13 protein-coding genes are annotated in these 16492 nt (G+C 54.3%); 8 read left to right on the forward strand and 5 right to left on the reverse strand.

The window, feature by feature from the left end; translation table 11 throughout:
- A partial coding sequence (locus tag FDW87_RS21185) for a hypothetical protein (RefSeq protein ID WP_137379667.1) occupies positions 1 to 189 on the reverse strand: 189 nt, incomplete at its 3' end.
- 152 nt (positions 190 to 341) lie between these two features.
- Between FDW87_RS21185 and metA the strand changes: the two genes are divergently transcribed.
- The 4 genes from metA (at position 342) to aceK (ending at position 6311) form a co-directional block, all read left to right on the forward strand.
- Positions 342 to 1271, forward strand: a complete 930-nt coding sequence (gene metA, locus FDW87_RS08910; protein WP_016155321.1) for a homoserine O-succinyltransferase — start codon at positions 342 to 344, stop codon at positions 1269 to 1271.
- A 268-nt stretch (positions 1272 to 1539) separates the two neighbouring features.
- A complete protein-coding gene (gene aceB, locus FDW87_RS08915; RefSeq protein ID WP_103284363.1) occupies positions 1540 to 3141 on the forward strand; it encodes a malate synthase A in 1602 nt (533 codons plus the stop codon).
- A gap of 35 nt (positions 3142 to 3176) precedes the next feature.
- Positions 3177 to 4481, forward strand: coding sequence for an isocitrate lyase (gene aceA, locus FDW87_RS08920; protein WP_049268477.1), 1305 nt, complete (start codon positions 3177 to 3179; stop codon positions 4479 to 4481).
- Positions 4482 to 4583: 102 nt separating this feature from the next.
- Complete coding sequence (aceK, locus tag FDW87_RS08925; protein WP_019077886.1) at positions 4584 to 6311, forward strand: bifunctional isocitrate dehydrogenase kinase/phosphatase; 1728 nt, start codon at positions 4584 to 4586, stop codon at positions 6309 to 6311.
- A 17-nt stretch (positions 6312 to 6328) separates the two neighbouring features.
- Here the strand turns inward: aceK and iclR are convergent, their stop codons facing one another.
- Positions 6329 to 7153, reverse strand: coding sequence for a glyoxylate bypass operon transcriptional repressor IclR (gene iclR / locus FDW87_RS08930; RefSeq protein ID WP_047357748.1), 825 nt, complete (start codon positions 7151 to 7153; stop codon positions 6329 to 6331).
- A 195-nt stretch (positions 7154 to 7348) separates the two neighbouring features.
- On the opposite strand from iclR, the gene metH reads away from it, so the two are divergent.
- Together metH and FDW87_RS08940 are read left to right on the forward strand one after the other, a co-directional pair.
- Positions 7349 to 11032, forward strand: coding sequence for a methionine synthase (gene metH / locus FDW87_RS08935; protein WP_016155326.1), 3684 nt, complete (start codon positions 7349 to 7351; stop codon positions 11030 to 11032).
- Between the two features lie 136 nt (positions 11033 to 11168).
- Positions 11169 to 12800 (forward strand): Na/Pi cotransporter family protein, encoded by a 1632-nt coding sequence (locus FDW87_RS08940; protein ID WP_016155429.1) that lies wholly within the window; start codon positions 11169 to 11171, stop codon positions 12798 to 12800.
- Positions 12801 to 12856: 56 nt separating this feature from the next.
- On the opposite strand, the gene pepE is transcribed toward FDW87_RS08940, so the two are convergent.
- On the reverse strand, positions 12857 to 13546 hold the full coding sequence (gene pepE / locus FDW87_RS08945; protein ID WP_016155430.1) for a dipeptidase PepE: 690 nt from the start codon (positions 13544 to 13546) through the stop codon (positions 12857 to 12859).
- A gap of 177 nt (positions 13547 to 13723) precedes the next feature.
- Complete coding sequence (locus FDW87_RS08950; RefSeq protein WP_016155431.1) at positions 13724 to 14122, reverse strand: rhodanese-like domain-containing protein; 399 nt, start codon at positions 14120 to 14122, stop codon at positions 13724 to 13726.
- Between the two features lie 84 nt (positions 14123 to 14206).
- On the opposite strand from FDW87_RS08950, the gene ftrA reads away from it, so the two are divergent.
- The gene (gene ftrA, locus FDW87_RS08955; RefSeq protein WP_049268475.1) at positions 14207 to 15187 is read left to right on the forward strand and encodes a transcriptional regulator FtrA; all 981 of its coding nucleotides are present in this window, start codon (positions 14207 to 14209) and stop codon (positions 15185 to 15187) included.
- Between the two features lie 68 nt (positions 15188 to 15255).
- Positions 15256 to 16131, forward strand: coding sequence for a 23S rRNA pseudouridine(2604) synthase RluF (gene rluF, locus FDW87_RS08960; protein ID WP_016155331.1), 876 nt, complete (start codon positions 15256 to 15258; stop codon positions 16129 to 16131).
- On the opposite strand, the gene FDW87_RS08965 is transcribed toward rluF, so the two are convergent.
- Positions 16128 to 16400: a DUF3811 domain-containing protein gene (locus FDW87_RS08965; protein WP_003826541.1), complete on the reverse strand. Its 273-nt coding sequence runs from the start codon at positions 16398 to 16400 to the stop codon at positions 16128 to 16130. The genes rluF and FDW87_RS08965 overlap by 4 nt on opposite strands.
- Positions 16401 to 16492 lie beyond the last annotated feature (92 nt).

The raw sequence follows: 16492 nt of genomic DNA on the forward strand, positions 1-16492 counted from the left end.
CATCAAATAAGTGAAGAAGCCCATCCTGCCGGATGGGCTTTTTTGCGTCTGCAGGGAGTGAAAACTGCCGGATGCAGCGTACCATTTTATCCAGCCCATCATGTTGTAACCGGTGTTCAGGCCTGAGAAGCGCAGCACACCAGGCTCTCCCGGCAGCACATTGCCTGTTGCGCGAACGACGAATAGCATTCTCCTTTTTTCTTTACTGCACTAATCTACAGCAAGGAGCCGTGAAACTTTCTCAACTTGAGGATGCAGGCTCGACATTCGCATGATTCCTGGGTATCTTCAGCTATCTGGATGTCTAAACGTTTAAACGTATGTAGTGAGGTTATCAGGTTATGCCAATTCGCGTGCAGGACGAGCTACCCGCCGTCAATTTCTTGCGTGAGGAAAACGTCTTTGTGATGACGTCATCTCGCGCTTCTGGTCAGGAAATTCGTCCACTGAAGGTGCTCATCCTCAACCTGATGCCCAAGAAGATTGAAACGGAAAACCAGTTCCTGCGTTTACTCTCTAACTCACCGCTGCAGGTAGATGTTCAGCTATTGCGCATTGATGCCCGCGAGTCACGCAACACCCCTACGGAGCATCTGAATAACTTTTACTGTAATTTCGAGGATATCTGCGATCAGAACTTTGATGGGCTAATCGTGACCGGCGCGCCGTTGGGTCTGGTTGAATTTAATGACGTGGCTTACTGGCCGCAGATTAAACAAGTGCTTGAATGGGCGAAAGATCATGTTACATCGACGCTCTTTGTCTGTTGGGCGGTGCAAGCTGCATTAAATATCTTGTACGGAATTCCCAAGCAAACCCGTACGGATAAACTCTCAGGCGTCTATGAGCACCATATTCTTCATCCTCATGCGCTGCTGACGCGTGGATTTGATGATGCGTTCCTGGCCCCGCATTCGCGCTATGCCGATTTTCCTGCTGCCCTTATCAGGGACTACACCGATCTCGAGATTTTTGCCGAAACAGAAGAGGGAGATGCCTACCTGTTTGCCAGCAAAGATAAACGTATCGCCTTCGTAACGGGCCATCCTGAATATGACGCCCATACACTCGGCAGTGAATATTTTCGTGACGTCGAAGCGGGCTTAACGCCGGAAGTGCCCTATAACTACTTCCCAAAAGATGACCCGCAAAATAAACCGCGGGCAACCTGGCGTAGCCACGGCAATCTGTTGTTTACCAACTGGCTCAACTATTACGTTTACCAGATCACGCCATATGATCTACGTCACATGAATCCAACGCTGGATTAATCTTCTGTAACAGACGATCCTTAAGCGTTTCAGCATGTTGAATCAGGCACCTTCGGGTGCCTTTTTTATTTCCGAAACGCACCTCACTGTGTAATTAAATTTTATTTATATTGTTATCAATAGGTTAATTGATAATTAAATTAAAAATGGAAATTGTTTTTGATTTTGAAATTTAAATGAGTAGTCTTAGTTGTGCTGAACGAAAACCGCACAACGATCCTTCGTTCGCATTGGGGATGTGTTTGGATCAATGACGAGGAACTACGCAATGAATCAACAGGCAACGACAACCGATGAACTGATCTTCACCAGGCCGCGTGGCGAACAGGAACAGCAGATTCTGACCGCTGAAGCGGTGGAGTTTCTGACCGAGCTGGTGACAAGATTTACGCCAAAGCGGAATAAACTTCTGGCTGCACGTATCCAGCAGCAGCAGGATATTGATGACGGTAAGTTGCCTGACTTTATTTCGGAAACAGCTTCCATTCGTGAAGGTAACTGGAAAGTTCGCGGTATTCCTGATGATTTACTGGATCGCCGTGTAGAGATTACCGGACCGGTTGAGCGCAAGATGGTTATCAACGCGCTGAACGCGAACGTCAAAGTCTTTATGGCTGATTTTGAAGATTCGCTGGCTCCTGAGTGGAGCAAAGTTATCGACGGGCAGATCAACTTGCGCGATGCAGTCAATGGCACCATTAGCTACACCAACGAAGCCGGTAAAATTTATCAACTCAAACCCAATCCGGCCCTGTTAGTGTGCCGCGTTCGCGGTCTGCATCTGCCGGAAAAACACGTCACCTGGCGTGGCGAATCGATCCCGGGCAGCCTGTTCGACTTCGCCCTCTATTTCTTCCACAACCACAAAACGTTGCTAGCAAAAGGCAGTGGCCCTTATTTCTATCTACCCAAAACGCAGGCCTGGCAAGAAGCGGCATGGTGGAGCGAAGTGTTCAGCTATGCAGAGGATCGCTTTAATCTGTCGCGCGGCACAATTAAAGCGACCCTGCTGATTGAAACGCTGCCAGCCGTTTTCCAGATGGACGAAATTCTGCACGCGCTGCGTGACCACATTGTGGGCCTGAACTGCGGTCGCTGGGACTACATTTTCAGCTATATCAAAACCCTAAAGAACCACCCGGATCGCGTGTTGCCGGATCGTCAGGTGGTGACGATGGATAAGCCATTCCTCAGTGCGTATTCGCGTCTGCTGATTAAAACCTGTCATAAACGCGGCGCGTTCGCGATGGGCGGCATGGCCGCGTTCATTCCCAGCAAAGATGCGGAACGTAACAACCAGGTTCTGACCAAGGTAAAAGCGGACAAAGCGCTGGAAGCCAATAACGGTCATGACGGCACATGGATTGCCCATCCAGGACTGGCAGATACCGCAATGGCGGTGTTCAACGACGTACTCGGTGAAAATAAAAATCAGCTGTTCGTGACCCGTGAAGAAGATGCGCCGATTACCGCAGAACAATTGCTGGCACCCTGTGAAGGTGAGCGTACTGAAGAAGGCATGCGTGCCAACATTCGTGTCGCGGTGCAGTACATCGAAGCGTGGATCTCCGGTAACGGCTGCGTACCGATTTACGGTCTGATGGAAGATGCGGCCACCGCCGAAATCTCTCGTACTTCCATCTGGCAGTGGATCCACCACCAGAAAACGCTCAGCAACGGCAAACCGGTTACCAAACCGTTGTTCCGCCAGATGCTGGCCGAAGAGATGTTGGTGATTCAGGACGAACTGGGGGAACACCGCTACAGCAGCGGGCGTTTTGACGATGCCGCGCGCCTGATGGAGCAAATCACCACTTCCGACGAGTTAATTGACTTCCTGACGTTACCGGGCTACCGCCTGTTGGCCTAATTTACCCACAATTTATCCTAATGGAGCATCTGCACATGAAAACCCGTACTCAACAAATCGAAGAATTACAGCAAGAATGGACTCAACCGCGTTGGGAAGGCATCACCCGCCCCTATAGCGCGGAGGAAGTGGTGAAATTACGTGGCTCGGTCAACCCGGAATGCACGCTGGCGCAGCTTGGCGCGGCGAAAATGTGGCGTCTGCTACACGGCGAATCGAAGAAAGGTTATATCAACAGCCTCGGTGCGCTGACTGGTGGTCAGGCGCTGCAGCAAGCGAAAGCTGGTATTGAAGCGGTCTACCTTTCAGGCTGGCAGGTGGCGGCAGATGCCAACCTGGCGTCCAGCATGTATCCGGATCAATCGTTGTATCCAGCGAACTCCGTTCCGGCGGTGGTGGACAGGATCAACAACACATTCCGTCGTGCCGATCAGATCCAATGGTCAACCGGTATTGAGCCGAACGATCCGCGCTATGTGGATTACTTCCTGCCGATCGTTGCCGATGCGGAAGCGGGTTTTGGCGGGGTACTGAACGCGTTTGAACTGATGAAATCGATGATTGAGGCTGGTGCAGCGGCCGTTCACTTCGAAGATCAGCTCGCATCGGTGAAAAAATGTGGTCACATGGGTGGCAAAGTCCTGGTGCCGACTCAGGAAGCTATCCAGAAACTGGTGGCAGCCCGTCTGGCTGCAGACGTTATGGGCGTTCCGACGCTGGTGATTGCGCGTACCGATGCTGACGCAGCCGATCTGATTACGTCTGATTGCGACCCATACGATAGCGAGTTCATCACTGGCGAACGTACCAGCGAAGGGTTCTACCGTACGCATGCGGGCATTGAGCAGGCGATCAGCCGTGGCCTGGCCTACGCACCGTATGCGGATCTGGTGTGGTGTGAAACCTCCACGCCGGACCTCGAACTGGCGAAGCGCTTTGCCGATGCTATTCATGCGAAATTCCCAGGCAAACTGCTGGCCTACAACTGTTCGCCATCGTTTAACTGGCAGAAAAACCTGGATGACAAAACCATTGCCAGCTTCCAGCAACAGCTGTCCGATATGGGTTACAAATACCAGTTCATTACGCTGGCGGGTATCCACAGCATGTGGTTCAACATGTTCGACCTCGCGCATTCCTATGCGCAGGGTGAGGGCATGCGCCACTACGTTGAGAAGGTTCAGCAGCCGGAATTTGCGGCGGCTAAAGACGGTTACACCTTCGTGTCCCATCAGCAGGAAGTAGGGACAGGCTACTTCGACAAAGTAACCACCATCATTCAGGGCGGCACTTCTTCAGTGACCGCGCTGACCGGCTCGACTGAAGAATCGCAGTTTTGATCAATGCCCGGTGGCGCTGCGCTTACCGGGCCTACGAAAGGATGTAGGCCGGATAAGCGAACGCGCCATCCGGCATGACATTGTGCCGGATGGGAGAAATTGATGACGCGTGGCCTGGAATTACTGATTGCTCAGACGATTTTGCAAGGTTTCGACGCCCAGTACGGGCGTTTTCTGGAAGTGACCTCCGGCGCGCAGCAGCGTTTTGAACATGCCGACTGGCACGCGGTTCAGCAGGCGATGAAAAGCCGTATCCACCTTTACGATCATCATGTGGGTCTGGTGGTGGAGCAACTGCGCTGCATTACTGATGGCAAAAGTACCGACGCGGATTTTTTACTTCGCGTGAAAGAGCATTACACCCGGCTATTGCCAGATTATCCACGCTTCGAGATTGCGGAGAGTTTCTTTAACTCCGTCTATTGCCGGTTATTTGACCACCGCTCGCTGACTCCCGAGCGACTGTTTATTTTCAGCTCTCAGCCAGAGCGCCGTTTTCGCACGATCCCACGCCCGTTGGCGAAAGACTTTTTTCCCGATACCGGCTGGGAGTGGCTGCTTACGCGCGTCCTCAGCGATCTGCCCTTGCGTCTGCCGTGGCAGAACAGACATCGGGATATCCACTACATCATCGAACACCTGACCGAAACGCTGGGGGCGGATCTGTTGCAGCGCAGTCATTTGCAGGTGGCGAACGAACTGTTTTATCGCAACAAGGCCGCCTGGCTGGTCGGGAAGTTGATTACCCCTTCCGGGACGCTGCCGTTTTTACTGCCAATTCACCGTACTGACGAGGGCGAACTGTTTGTCGATACCTGCCTGACCACAACGGCGGAAGCCAGTATCGTGTTTGGCTTCGCCCGCTCGTATTTTATGGTTTACGCCCCGCTGCCCGCCGCGTTAGTGGAGTGGCTGCGCGAGATCCTGCCCGGTAAAACCACCGCTGAATTGTATATGGCGATCGGCTGTCAGAAACACGCGAAGACCGAAAGTTACCGCGAATATCTGCTTTATCTTGCCCATTGCGATGAGCAATTTATCGAAGCGCCGGGGATCCGCGGCATGGTGATGCTGGTATTTACCCTGCCAGGCTTCGACCGCGTCTTTAAAGTCATCAAAGACAAATTTGCGCCGCAAAAAGAGATGTCGGCCGCCCACGTCCGCGCCTGTTATCAACTGGTCAAGGAGCACGATCGTGTCGGGCGGATGGCTGATACTCAGGAGTTCGAGAACTTTGTGCTGGATAAACGGCAAATCGATCCGTCGCTGATGGCGCTGTTGCTACAGGAAGCCCCGGAAAAAATTACCGATCTCGGCGAGCAGATTGTCATTCGCCATTTGTATATCGAACGACGGATGGTGCCGCTCAATATCTGGCTGGAGCAGGTCGAAGGCCAGCAACTGCGCGATGCAATTGAAGAGTACGGCAATGCCATTCGTCAGCTGGCCGCCGCCAATATTTTCCCCGGCGATATGCTGTTTAAGAACTTCGGCGTGACTCGCCACGGGCGCGTGGTGTTCTACGACTACGATGAAATTTGCTACATGACGGAGGTGAATTTCCGTCATATCCCGCCGCCGCGTTACCCGGAAGATGAGATGAGCGCTGAACCGTGGTATAGCGTATCGCCGGGGGATGTCTTCCCGGAAGAGTTTCGTCACTGGCTATGCGCTGACCCGCGTATCGGGCCGCTATTTGAAGAGATGCATGCTGACCTGTTCAGCGCCGACTACTGGCGAGGTCTGCAAACGCGGATCCGTGAAGGACACGTGGAAGATGTTTACGCCTACCGGCGCAAACAGCGGTTTTGCATCAGATTTGCGGCTTGATGCCCGGCAACCCTTTCTTAACGAAATCCGCCGTATGCCAGCGTGACTTCTTTCGCCGCTTTGATCGCCATGGCGCCAAACTCGGTCACTCGATCGTCGGTAATGCGCGAAATGGGTCCGGAGATGGAAATAGCGGCAAACGGCTCGCGGTGTTCATCATAAATGCACGACGCCACGCAGCGCAGACCCAGCGCATGCTCCTCATCATCAAAGGAGTAGCCGCGCTTGCGCGTCTGGGCTAAATCCTCTTTCAGATGCACCGGCGACACCAGCGTGGCGTGGGTGTATGCGTGCAGCCCTTTACGGTGCAGCAGGCCAGTCACCTGTTCTTCACTCAGTTGGGATAAAAACGCCTTACCCGCACCGGAGGCGTGCATCGGCAGTTTGCCGCCGATAGGCGCGGACATGCGCATCAGCTGGGTACACTGCACCTGGTCGATAATAATGGCCTGATGGTCGCTTTGATCCAGCACGGCCAGGTTTACCGTCTCACCGGAGTCTTCCATCAGCTTGCGCAGGATCGGGTGGACAATCGCCAGCAAATTACGGCTTTGCAAAAAGCTGCTGCCGACGATAAACGCATGCGCACCCACGGCCCAGTGGCCTAATTCACCCACCTGACGGACAAATCCTTGCTGCTGCATGGTGGTCAACAAACGGTGAGTCGTGGAGTTTGGCAAGCCGGCCTGCTGTGCCAGCTCGGTTAGCGCCACGCTGCCGTTGGATTCCGCAATCCACTCCAGTAGCTTCAGGCCGCGGGTCAGAGACTGAACCTGCCCGGTTGCAGGCGTGGTAGCAGCGGCGGGTTTTCTACCGCGTTTCGCGGGGATTGTGGCAACCATGGCGGACTCCTTTTCTGTATCGTGGAAATCATTTTCGTTTTATTCAATTATAATGCAAGAATTCCTGTACTGATCGGATGAGTGAAGCTGAACATGTCTCATGTTGGCCGTTGTTCTCTTTTCCACCTCTCAGGTTTGTGCCAGTATGGTCTGTTGAGTTTTTTTCGGTCTGGTTGAGCGTTGTCGGGAGCGAGTGTGAGCAGCAAAGTTGAACAATTACGTCAGCAGTTAAATGAACGTATTCTGGTGCTGGACGGCGGTATGGGCACCATGATCCAGGGATATCGTCTGAGCGAAGAGGATTTCCGCGGCGAACGCTTTGCCGACTGGCCGTGCGATCTGAAAGGCAACAACGACCTGTTGGTGCTCAGCAAACCTGAGGTGATCGCCGCCATCCATAACGCCTATTTTGAGGCGGGCGCGGATATCATCGAAACCAACACCTTTAACTCCACGACTATCGCCATGGCGGATTACCAGATGGAATCCCTGTCGGCGGAAATCAACTTTGCGGCAGCCAAACTGGCGCGCGCGGCGGCAGACGAATGGACGACACGCACACCGGAAAAACCGCGCTATGTCGCGGGCGTGCTTGGCCCAACCAACCGTACGGCGTCTATCTCGCCTGACGTCAACGACCCGGCTTACCGCAATATTACCTTTGATCAGCTGGTGGCCGCCTACCGTGAATCCACCAAAGCGCTGGTGGAAGGTGGCAGCGACCTGATCCTGATTGAAACCGTCTTCGATACCCTGAACGCCAAAGCCGCTATTTTCGCGGTTAAAACCGAATTTGAAGCGCTGGGCGTTGAGTTGCCGATTATGCTCTCCGGCACTATCACCGATGCTTCCGGGCGTACGCTCTCCGGTCAGACAACCGAAGCGTTCTATAACTCACTGCGCCACGCCGATGCGCTGACCTTCGGTCTGAACTGCGCCTTAGGCCCTGACGAGTTGCGCCAGTACGTGCAGGAGCTGTCGCGCATTGCCGAATGCTACGTTACCGCGCACCCGAACGCCGGGTTGCCGAACGCCTTTGGCGAATACGATCTTGATGCAGACACTATGGCGGCGCAAATACGCGAGTGGGCGCAAGCGGGCTTCCTCAACGTGGTCGGCGGCTGCTGCGGCACCACGCCGGAACACATCGCCGCGATGAGCCGCGCAGTGGAAGGCTTGCCGCCGCGCCGCTTGCCGGAAATCCCGGTAGCCTGCCGTCTGTCTGGCCTTGAACCGTTGAATATTGGCGACGATAGCCTGTTTGTGAACGTCGGCGAGCGTACCAACGTCACCGGTTCGGCGAAATTTAAGCGACTGATCAAAGAAGAGAAATACAACGAAGCGCTGGATGTCGCCCGTCAGCAGGTGGAAAGCGGCGCACAGATTATCGATATCAACATGGATGAGGGGATGCTCGACGCCGAAGCGGCGATGGTGCGTTTTCTCAACCTTATCGCCGGTGAGCCGGATATCGCCCGCGTGCCGATTATGATCGACTCCTCAAAATGGGACGTCATCGAAAAAGGGCTGAAGTGCATTCAGGGTAAAGGCATCGTTAACTCCATCTCGATGAAAGAGGGGGTTGAGACCTTTATCCACCACGCGAAGTTGCTGCGACGCTACGGTGCCGCAGTGGTGGTGATGGCCTTTGACGAGCAGGGGCAGGCCGACACCCGAGCGCGTAAAATTGAGATTTGCCGACGGGCGTACAAAATTCTTACCGAAGAGGTAGGCTTCCCGCCGGAAGACATTATCTTCGACCCGAACATCTTTGCGGTCGCGACCGGGATTGATGAGCATAACAACTACGCGCAGGACTTTATCGGTGCCTGTGAAGACATCAAACGCGAACTACCGCACGCGCTGATCTCCGGCGGCGTCTCCAACGTGTCATTCTCCTTCCGTGGTAACGACCCGGTTCGTGAAGCCATTCACGCGGTATTCCTTTACTACGCCATTCGCAACGGCATGGACATGGGGATCGTCAACGCCGGACAACTGGCGATTTACGACGACCTGCCCGCCGAGCTGCGCGATGCGGTTGAAGATGTGATCCTCAACCGTCGTGACGATGGCACCGAGCGTCTGCTGGAGCTGGCTGAGAAATATCGCGGTAGCAAAACTGATGACACTGCCAATGCCCAGATGGCGGAATGGCGCAGTTGGGACGTGAAAAAGCGCCTCGAATATTCGCTGGTGAAAGGCATTACCGAATTTATTGAGCAGGATACTGAAGAAGCTCGCCAGCAGGCCGCGCGTCCGATCGAGGTGATTGAAGGGCCGCTGATGGACGGGATGAACGTGGTTGGCGATCTGTTTGGCGAGGGCAAAATGTTCCTGCCGCAGGTGGTGAAATCCGCCCGCGTGATGAAGCAGGCGGTGGCCTACCTCGAACCGTACATTGAGGCCAGCAAAGAGAAAGGCTCCAGCAACGGCAAGATGGTCATTGCTACCGTGAAAGGCGATGTGCACGATATCGGCAAAAACATCGTTGGTGTGGTGCTGCAATGTAACAACTACGAAATCGTCGATCTTGGCGTGATGGTGCCAGCGGAGAAAATCCTCAGAACGGCACGTGAAGTGAATGCCGATCTGATTGGTCTTTCCGGGCTGATTACCCCGTCGCTGGACGAAATGGTCAACGTGGCGAAAGAGATGGAGCGTCAGGGGTTCACTATTCCGTTGCTGATTGGCGGCGCGACCACCTCAAAAGCGCACACGGCGGTGAAAATCGAGCAGAACTACAGTGGTCCAACGGTTTATGTGCAGAACGCCTCGCGTACCGTTGGCGTAGTCGCCGCACTCCTCTCTGACACTCAACGCGATGACTTTGTCGCCCGTACGCGTAAAGAGTACGAAACCGTGCGTATCCAGCATGCGCGTAAGAAACCGCGGACCCCACCAGTAACGTTACAGGCTGCCCGCGACAACGATCTGGCCTTCGACTGGGAAAACTACACGCCGCCGGTGGCGCACCGCCTCGGCGTACAGAGCGTTGAAGCCAGCATCGAAACGCTGCGCAACTACATCGACTGGACGCCGTTCTTTATGACCTGGTCGCTGGCCGGGAAATACCCGCGCATCCTCGAAGATGAGGTGGTGGGAGAAGAGGCGAAACGTCTGTTCAAAGACGCCAATGATATGCTGGATAAACTCAGCGCTGAGAAGACCCTGAATCCGCGCGGCGTGGTGGGCTTGTTCCCGGCTAACCGCGTGGGTGACGACATCGAGATTTACCGTGACGAGACGCGTACGCACGTCATCAACGTCAGTCATCACCTGCGCCAGCAGACGGAAAAAGTCGGTTTCGCCAACTACTGCCTGTCTGACTTTGTTGCGCCGAAACTGAGCGGCAAAGCGGATTACATCGGTGCTTTCGCAGTTACCGGCGGTCTGGAGGAAGATGCACTGGCGGACGCCTTCGAAGCCCAGCATGACGACTACAACAAGATCATGGTGAAAGCGATCGCCGACCGCCTGGCGGAAGCGTTCGCGGAATATCTGCACGAGCGCGTGCGTAAAGTCTACTGGGGCTATGCGGCGAATGAGAACCTCAGCAACGAGGAGCTGATCCGCGAAAACTATCAGGGAATTCGCCCGGCACCGGGCTATCCGGCGTGCCCGGAACACACCGAAAAGGCCACCATCTGGGAACTACTGGATGTGGAGGCGCACACTGGGATGAAGCTCACCGAATCCTTCGCGATGTGGCCAGGTGCGTCGGTTTCCGGCTGGTATTTCAGTCATCCAGACAGCAAGTACTACGCCGTGGCGCAAATCCAGCGCGATCAGGTTGAAGATTACGCCTTCCGTAAAGGCATGAGCGTGGCGGAAGTCGAACGTTGGTTAGCGCCTAATCTGGGCTATGACGCTGACTGATTCACAAAACTGTCATCTTTATTTACAACAAACAAGGCACTCAATGAGTGCCTTGTCTCTTTATTACGTTTAAACCCTTATACTGAATGAAGGCTTCGGCCTCAGGAACATATAACGATAAGGAGAACCTGATTCCGTGTTAACTCTGCTACATCTGCTTTCTGCCGTCGCGCTGCTGGTGTGGGGCACCCACATCGTGCGTACCGGCGTGATGCGCGTCTTTGGCGCCCGCTTGCGCACCGTGCTCAGCCGTAGCGTTGAAAAGAAGCCGCTCGCCTTTTGTGCGGGTATCGGCGTGACGGCGCTGGTGCAAAGCAGCAACGCCACCACCATGCTGGTGACCTCGTTTGTCGCGCAGGACCTCGTGGCGCTCACCCCTGCGCTGGTGATTGTACTTGGCGCCGACGTCGGGACCGCGCTGATGGCGCGTATCCTGACCTTCGATCTCTCCTGGCTGTCGCCACTGCTGATTTTTATCGGCGTGATCTTCTTTCTCGGACGTAAGCAGTCTCGCGTGGGGCAACTGGGGCGGGTTGGTATTGGACTGGGGTTGATTTTACTGGCGCTGGAACTGATTGTGCAGGCGGTAACACCGATCACCCAGGCTAACGGCGTACAGGTTATTTTCGCCTCGCTCACCGGCGATATCATGCTGGATGCGCTGATTGGCGCCATGTTCGCGATTATCAGTTACTCCAGCCTTGCGGCGGTGCTGCTGACGGCAACGCTGACCGCGGCAGGCATTATCTCGTTCCCGGTGGCGTTGTGTTTGGTGATTGGCGCCAACCTCGGCTCTGGCCTGCTGGCGATGCTTAATAACAGCGCCGCTAACGCCGCCGCCCGCCGTGTGGCGCTCGGTAGCCTGCTGTTTAAGCTGGTGGGAAGCCTGATTATCCTGCCGTTTGTTCATCCGCTGGCAAATCTGATGGATGAACTGCCGCTGCCGAAATCTGAACTGGTTATTTACTTCCATGTCTTCTACAACCTGGTGCGCTGTGTGGCGATGGTGCCGTTCGCAGAACCGATGGCGCGTTTTTGTAAGCGCATCATCCGCGATGAGCCGGAGCTGGATGCGCATTTGAAGCCCAAGCATCTGGACGTCAGTGCGCTGGATACGCCGACGCTGGCCCTGGCCAATGCCGCTCGTGAAGCTCTGCGCATCGGCGACGCGATGGAGCAGATGATGGACGGGCTGAAGAAGGTGATGCACGGCGAGCCGCGTGAAGAGAAAGAACTGCGCAGGATGGCGGACGACATTAACGTGCTATACACGGCAATCAAGCTCTATCTGGCGCGGATGCCAAAGGATGAACTGGCGGAAGAGGAATCACGCCGTTGGGCGGAGATTATCGAAATGTCACTTAACCTCGAGCAGGCTTCCGATATTGTCGAACGTATGGGCAGTGAGATAGCGGATAAGTCGCTGGCTGCTCGTCGCGCATTCTCCGTGGAAGGATTGAAAGAGCTGGATGCGCTCTTCGATCAACTGCTCAGCAATCTGCAACTGGCGATGTCGGTGTTCTTCTCTGGTGACGTGACCAGCGCCCGTCGTCTGCGCCGTAGCAAGCACCGTTTCCGTATTCTCAACCGTCGTTATTCGCATGCGCACGTTGACCGTCTGCATCAGCAGAACGTGCAGAGCATCGAGACCAGCTCCTTGCACCTGGCGCTGCTGGGCGATATGCAGCGTCTGAACTCGCTGTTTTGTTCCGTGGCCTATAGCGTGCTGGAACAGCCGGATGAGGACGATGAGCGCGACGATTATTGAGTGAGGTGGACCGGTTGGCCGGATAAGGCATTTATGCCGTTATCCGGCAACGTCGGTTAGAAGCAGTGACCTGCTTCAAGGGCAACCGCGTCTTCACCCGCTTTAAAGACGTAAGTAGTGTTCGGACCGCCAAGAACCGCCTGGCCGTTACTCACCTTAATCCAGTTTCCTTCCGGCAAACCAATTACCGTCAGCTCTGGTGCCACAACCAGAAGCTCGCGAATACGCTGTTCGCGCGTTTCGCCTTTGTGGCCTTCCGGAAGCGCATTGGTGAAATGTGGGTTAATCTGCAGCGGGAACAGACCCAGGGCATCAAAACCTTTTGGATCGACAATCGGCATGTCGTTGGTGGTGCGGATGGTCTGGCAGGCGAGGTTAGAACCTGCGCTCCAGCCGATGTACAGCGCACCGCGTTTGACGACATCCACAATCGGCGCCAGCAGTCCGCGCTCGCGGCTCTCTTTCAGTAACTGGAAGGTGTTACCCCCGCCGACAATCACCAGCTCTGCGTTTTCAATGGCAGCGATCGGATCGGCAACGGTATGAATGCCAGTAACGTTGACGCCCATTGGCGCAAAGATGGCTGCCGTTTTCGCCGTGTATTCATCCCAGGTTTGCGTCACGCCAGCGAACGGAATAAACACCGCCGTACGGCGACCATTCAGCTGCTCAGCAATCAGCGGTAGCGCATGTTCCATCCAGCCTTTGCCCGGCAGCGTCGAGTTACTCAATAAAAGCAGTTCCATCATTTCTCCATGTAATCAGAAAATTACAAACCGCGCTAATGCTACCACTATCAGCGTAACGCCTTACTGATATGGCTCACGATGTTGGAAGGGGGGAAAGCCGAACGGGTTAACCACAACCTCCTGTTGGAAAAGCCCGTTCAGACTTAACAACGATCAATCTATTGAAACAGCGTCCTATTGCGTAGTGGCAAACGCCAGGCCTTCGTCCTCCCAGCCCTTAATACCACCAATCATTATTTTCACCGGTCGACCTAGCTGCGCCAACTTCAGCGCCGCGCGATCGGCCCCGTTACAGTGTGGGCCAGCGCAATAGACGACAAACAGTGTGTCCTGTGGCCATTTTTTCAAGGATTCCGTATTTATCAGTCGATGGGGGAGATGAATCGCGCCAGGGACATGACAACGGGAAAAACTCTCTGCACTCCCCACCACATGTAAAAGCACAAAATCTTTGTCGTCTGCAGCCATCGCGGAATGAACGTCAGAACAATCCGTCTCCATATTCAGACGTTGCTGGAAATGGGCGATAGCTTGTGCAGATGAAGCGGCTGGAATATCTGTTACGGTACTCATAGTGTTGTTTTCTCTTGTGGTGAAATCAGCTGTTGTGTTACCTCTTATCTCATCAAAAAATTAACCTTGAAACACCCTCTGACCATGACAGATTCCGCCAGGATCATGACAACATCTTCTCGCCCGTTGGTCGTTGCACTCGCTTATGACGGGCTATGTACTTTTGAGTTTGGCGTCGCAGTGGAAGTTTTTGGGCTTCCGCGACCTGAACTGGGAGAGGGCTGGTATCGTTTTGCCGTGGCTTCGGTTGATCAAGGTGAATTAAGGGCAACTGGCGGGGTTCGTATCGTGGTGGACGGTGGATATGAATTGCTGCAGGAAGCAGACACTATTGTCATTCCTGGCTGGCGTGACGTGAACTCACCGGTCCCGGAAGCATTATGCGATGCGCTTCGTGAAGCACATCAACGCGGTTGTCGAATCATCTCTATCTGTTCTGGTGTATTTGTTCTGGCTGCGGCAGGTTTGCTGGATGACCGTAAGGCGACGACGCACTGGCGTTACGTCAGTGAACTCCAGCGACGCTTTCCCGCCATCAACGTTGTGGAAGATGTCTTGTATGTCGGTGACCACGACGTGCTCACTTCGGCAGGTAGTGCGGCAGGGATTGATTTATGTTTGCATGTGGTGCGCACTGATTTTGGACTTGAGGTTGCCAATAACGTGGCCCGTCGCCTGGTGCTGCAGCCCCACAGGGATGGCAGCCAGACTCAGCAACAACTGCGTCCTGTTGCCCGCAGTCGGGAAAGCCAGCGTTTTGGTCTTTTGCTTGACTGGTTACATAACAATATCGCGCAGAAGCATACCCTTGACGCTCTGGCCAGCCAGGTCGGTATGAGTCCCCGAACGTTGATGCGGCGATTTCAGGAGTCAACGGGGCTTACTCCCGCACGTTGGCTGATGAATGAACGGCTAAACCGTGCGCAGCAGGCGCTCAATACATCCCATATCAGTATTGAGCAGATCGCGCAGCAAACCGGGTTCGGCAGCGCAAACTCTTTGCGTTACCACTTTCAAAAACGATTTGGTATCAGCCCGCAGGCATTACGTAATCAGATGCGATAGCACATTTTCACGCTCTGCTTTTTTATCCCCCGCAAGGTAGGGTATATTTCGCTGTCAAAGGAGAAATTATGCTGCCCGACTCATCCATCCGATTAAATAAATACATCAGTGAAAGCGGAATCTGCTCGCGCCGCGAGGCGGATCGCTTTATCGAACAAGGGAATGTCTTCCTGAATGGTAAACGCGCCACCATTGGCGATCAGGTGATGCCTGGCGACGTCGTAAAAGTGAATGGTCGGTTGATTGAGCCGCGTGAAGCGGAAGATCTGGTTTTTATCGCGCTGAACAAGCCGGTAGGGATTGTCAGCACCACTGAAGACAGCGAACGCGACAACATTGTTGATTTTGTTAACCACAGCAAGCGCGTGTTCCCAATCGGTCGTTTGGACAAAGATTCCCAGGGGCTTATCTTTCTGACCAACCACGGCGACCTGGTGAATAAAATCCTGCGTGCCGGTAACGATCACGAAAAAGAGTATCTGGTGACGGTAGATAAGCCGGTCACTGATGACTTTATCCGTGGGATGAGTGCCGGTGTGCCAATCCTTGGCACCGTCACCAAGAAATGTAAGGTCAAGAAAGAAGCGCCGTTTGTGTTTCGCATCACGCTGATTCAGGGGCTGAACCGCCAGATCCGTCGTATGTGCGAGCACTTTGGCTATGAAGTTACTAAGCTTGAGCGTACACGTATCATGAACGTTGGTCTGTCCGGCCTGCCGCTGGGTGAATGGCGCGACCTGACGGATGACGAACTGATCGACCTGTTCAAGCTGATTGAGAACTCGTCCTCAGAAGCCAAACCGAAGGCGAAAGCGAAGCCAAAAACCGCAGGCATTAAGCGCCCGGTGGTGAAAATCGAAAAATCGGCAGAGAAAGAGAAATCGCGCCCGGCGGCAAACGGGAAGCGTTTTACCTCGCCGGGGCGTAAGAAGAAAGGGCGTTAACGTCTGCCGCGCGTTGGCGTATTCGCTGACCAGGAAAATGATGCTTCCGCATCCGGTTTGTAAGCCTGCTTTTTCTTCAACTGGCGGGCTTTTTTAGCTTCTGCTTCGCGCAAGGCCATCAGTTTATCGATGTACTCTTTCTTGATGCTGTTGGTCTCAGCGTTGGTCAGCAGTCGACCATGCGCAATGCGCGCGCGGTCGAGCAGCGTTTTCAGTTCACGCTGTTCGCGCTCGGTCATCTCTTTTTGGGTAATGCGGGGGAGTGCCATAAGGGTGCCCTCTGTTAGCCGATATCCGCAGTGTACGGCAAAGTGCAGAGGCTGGGTAGGCCGGATAAGGTGTTAGCCGCTATCCGGCCTGC

The sequence above is a fragment of the Citrobacter sp. wls826 genome, from assembly GCF_005281245.1.
In the GTDB taxonomy this organism is placed as follows: Bacteria; Pseudomonadota; Gammaproteobacteria; order Enterobacterales; family Enterobacteriaceae; genus Citrobacter; species Citrobacter braakii.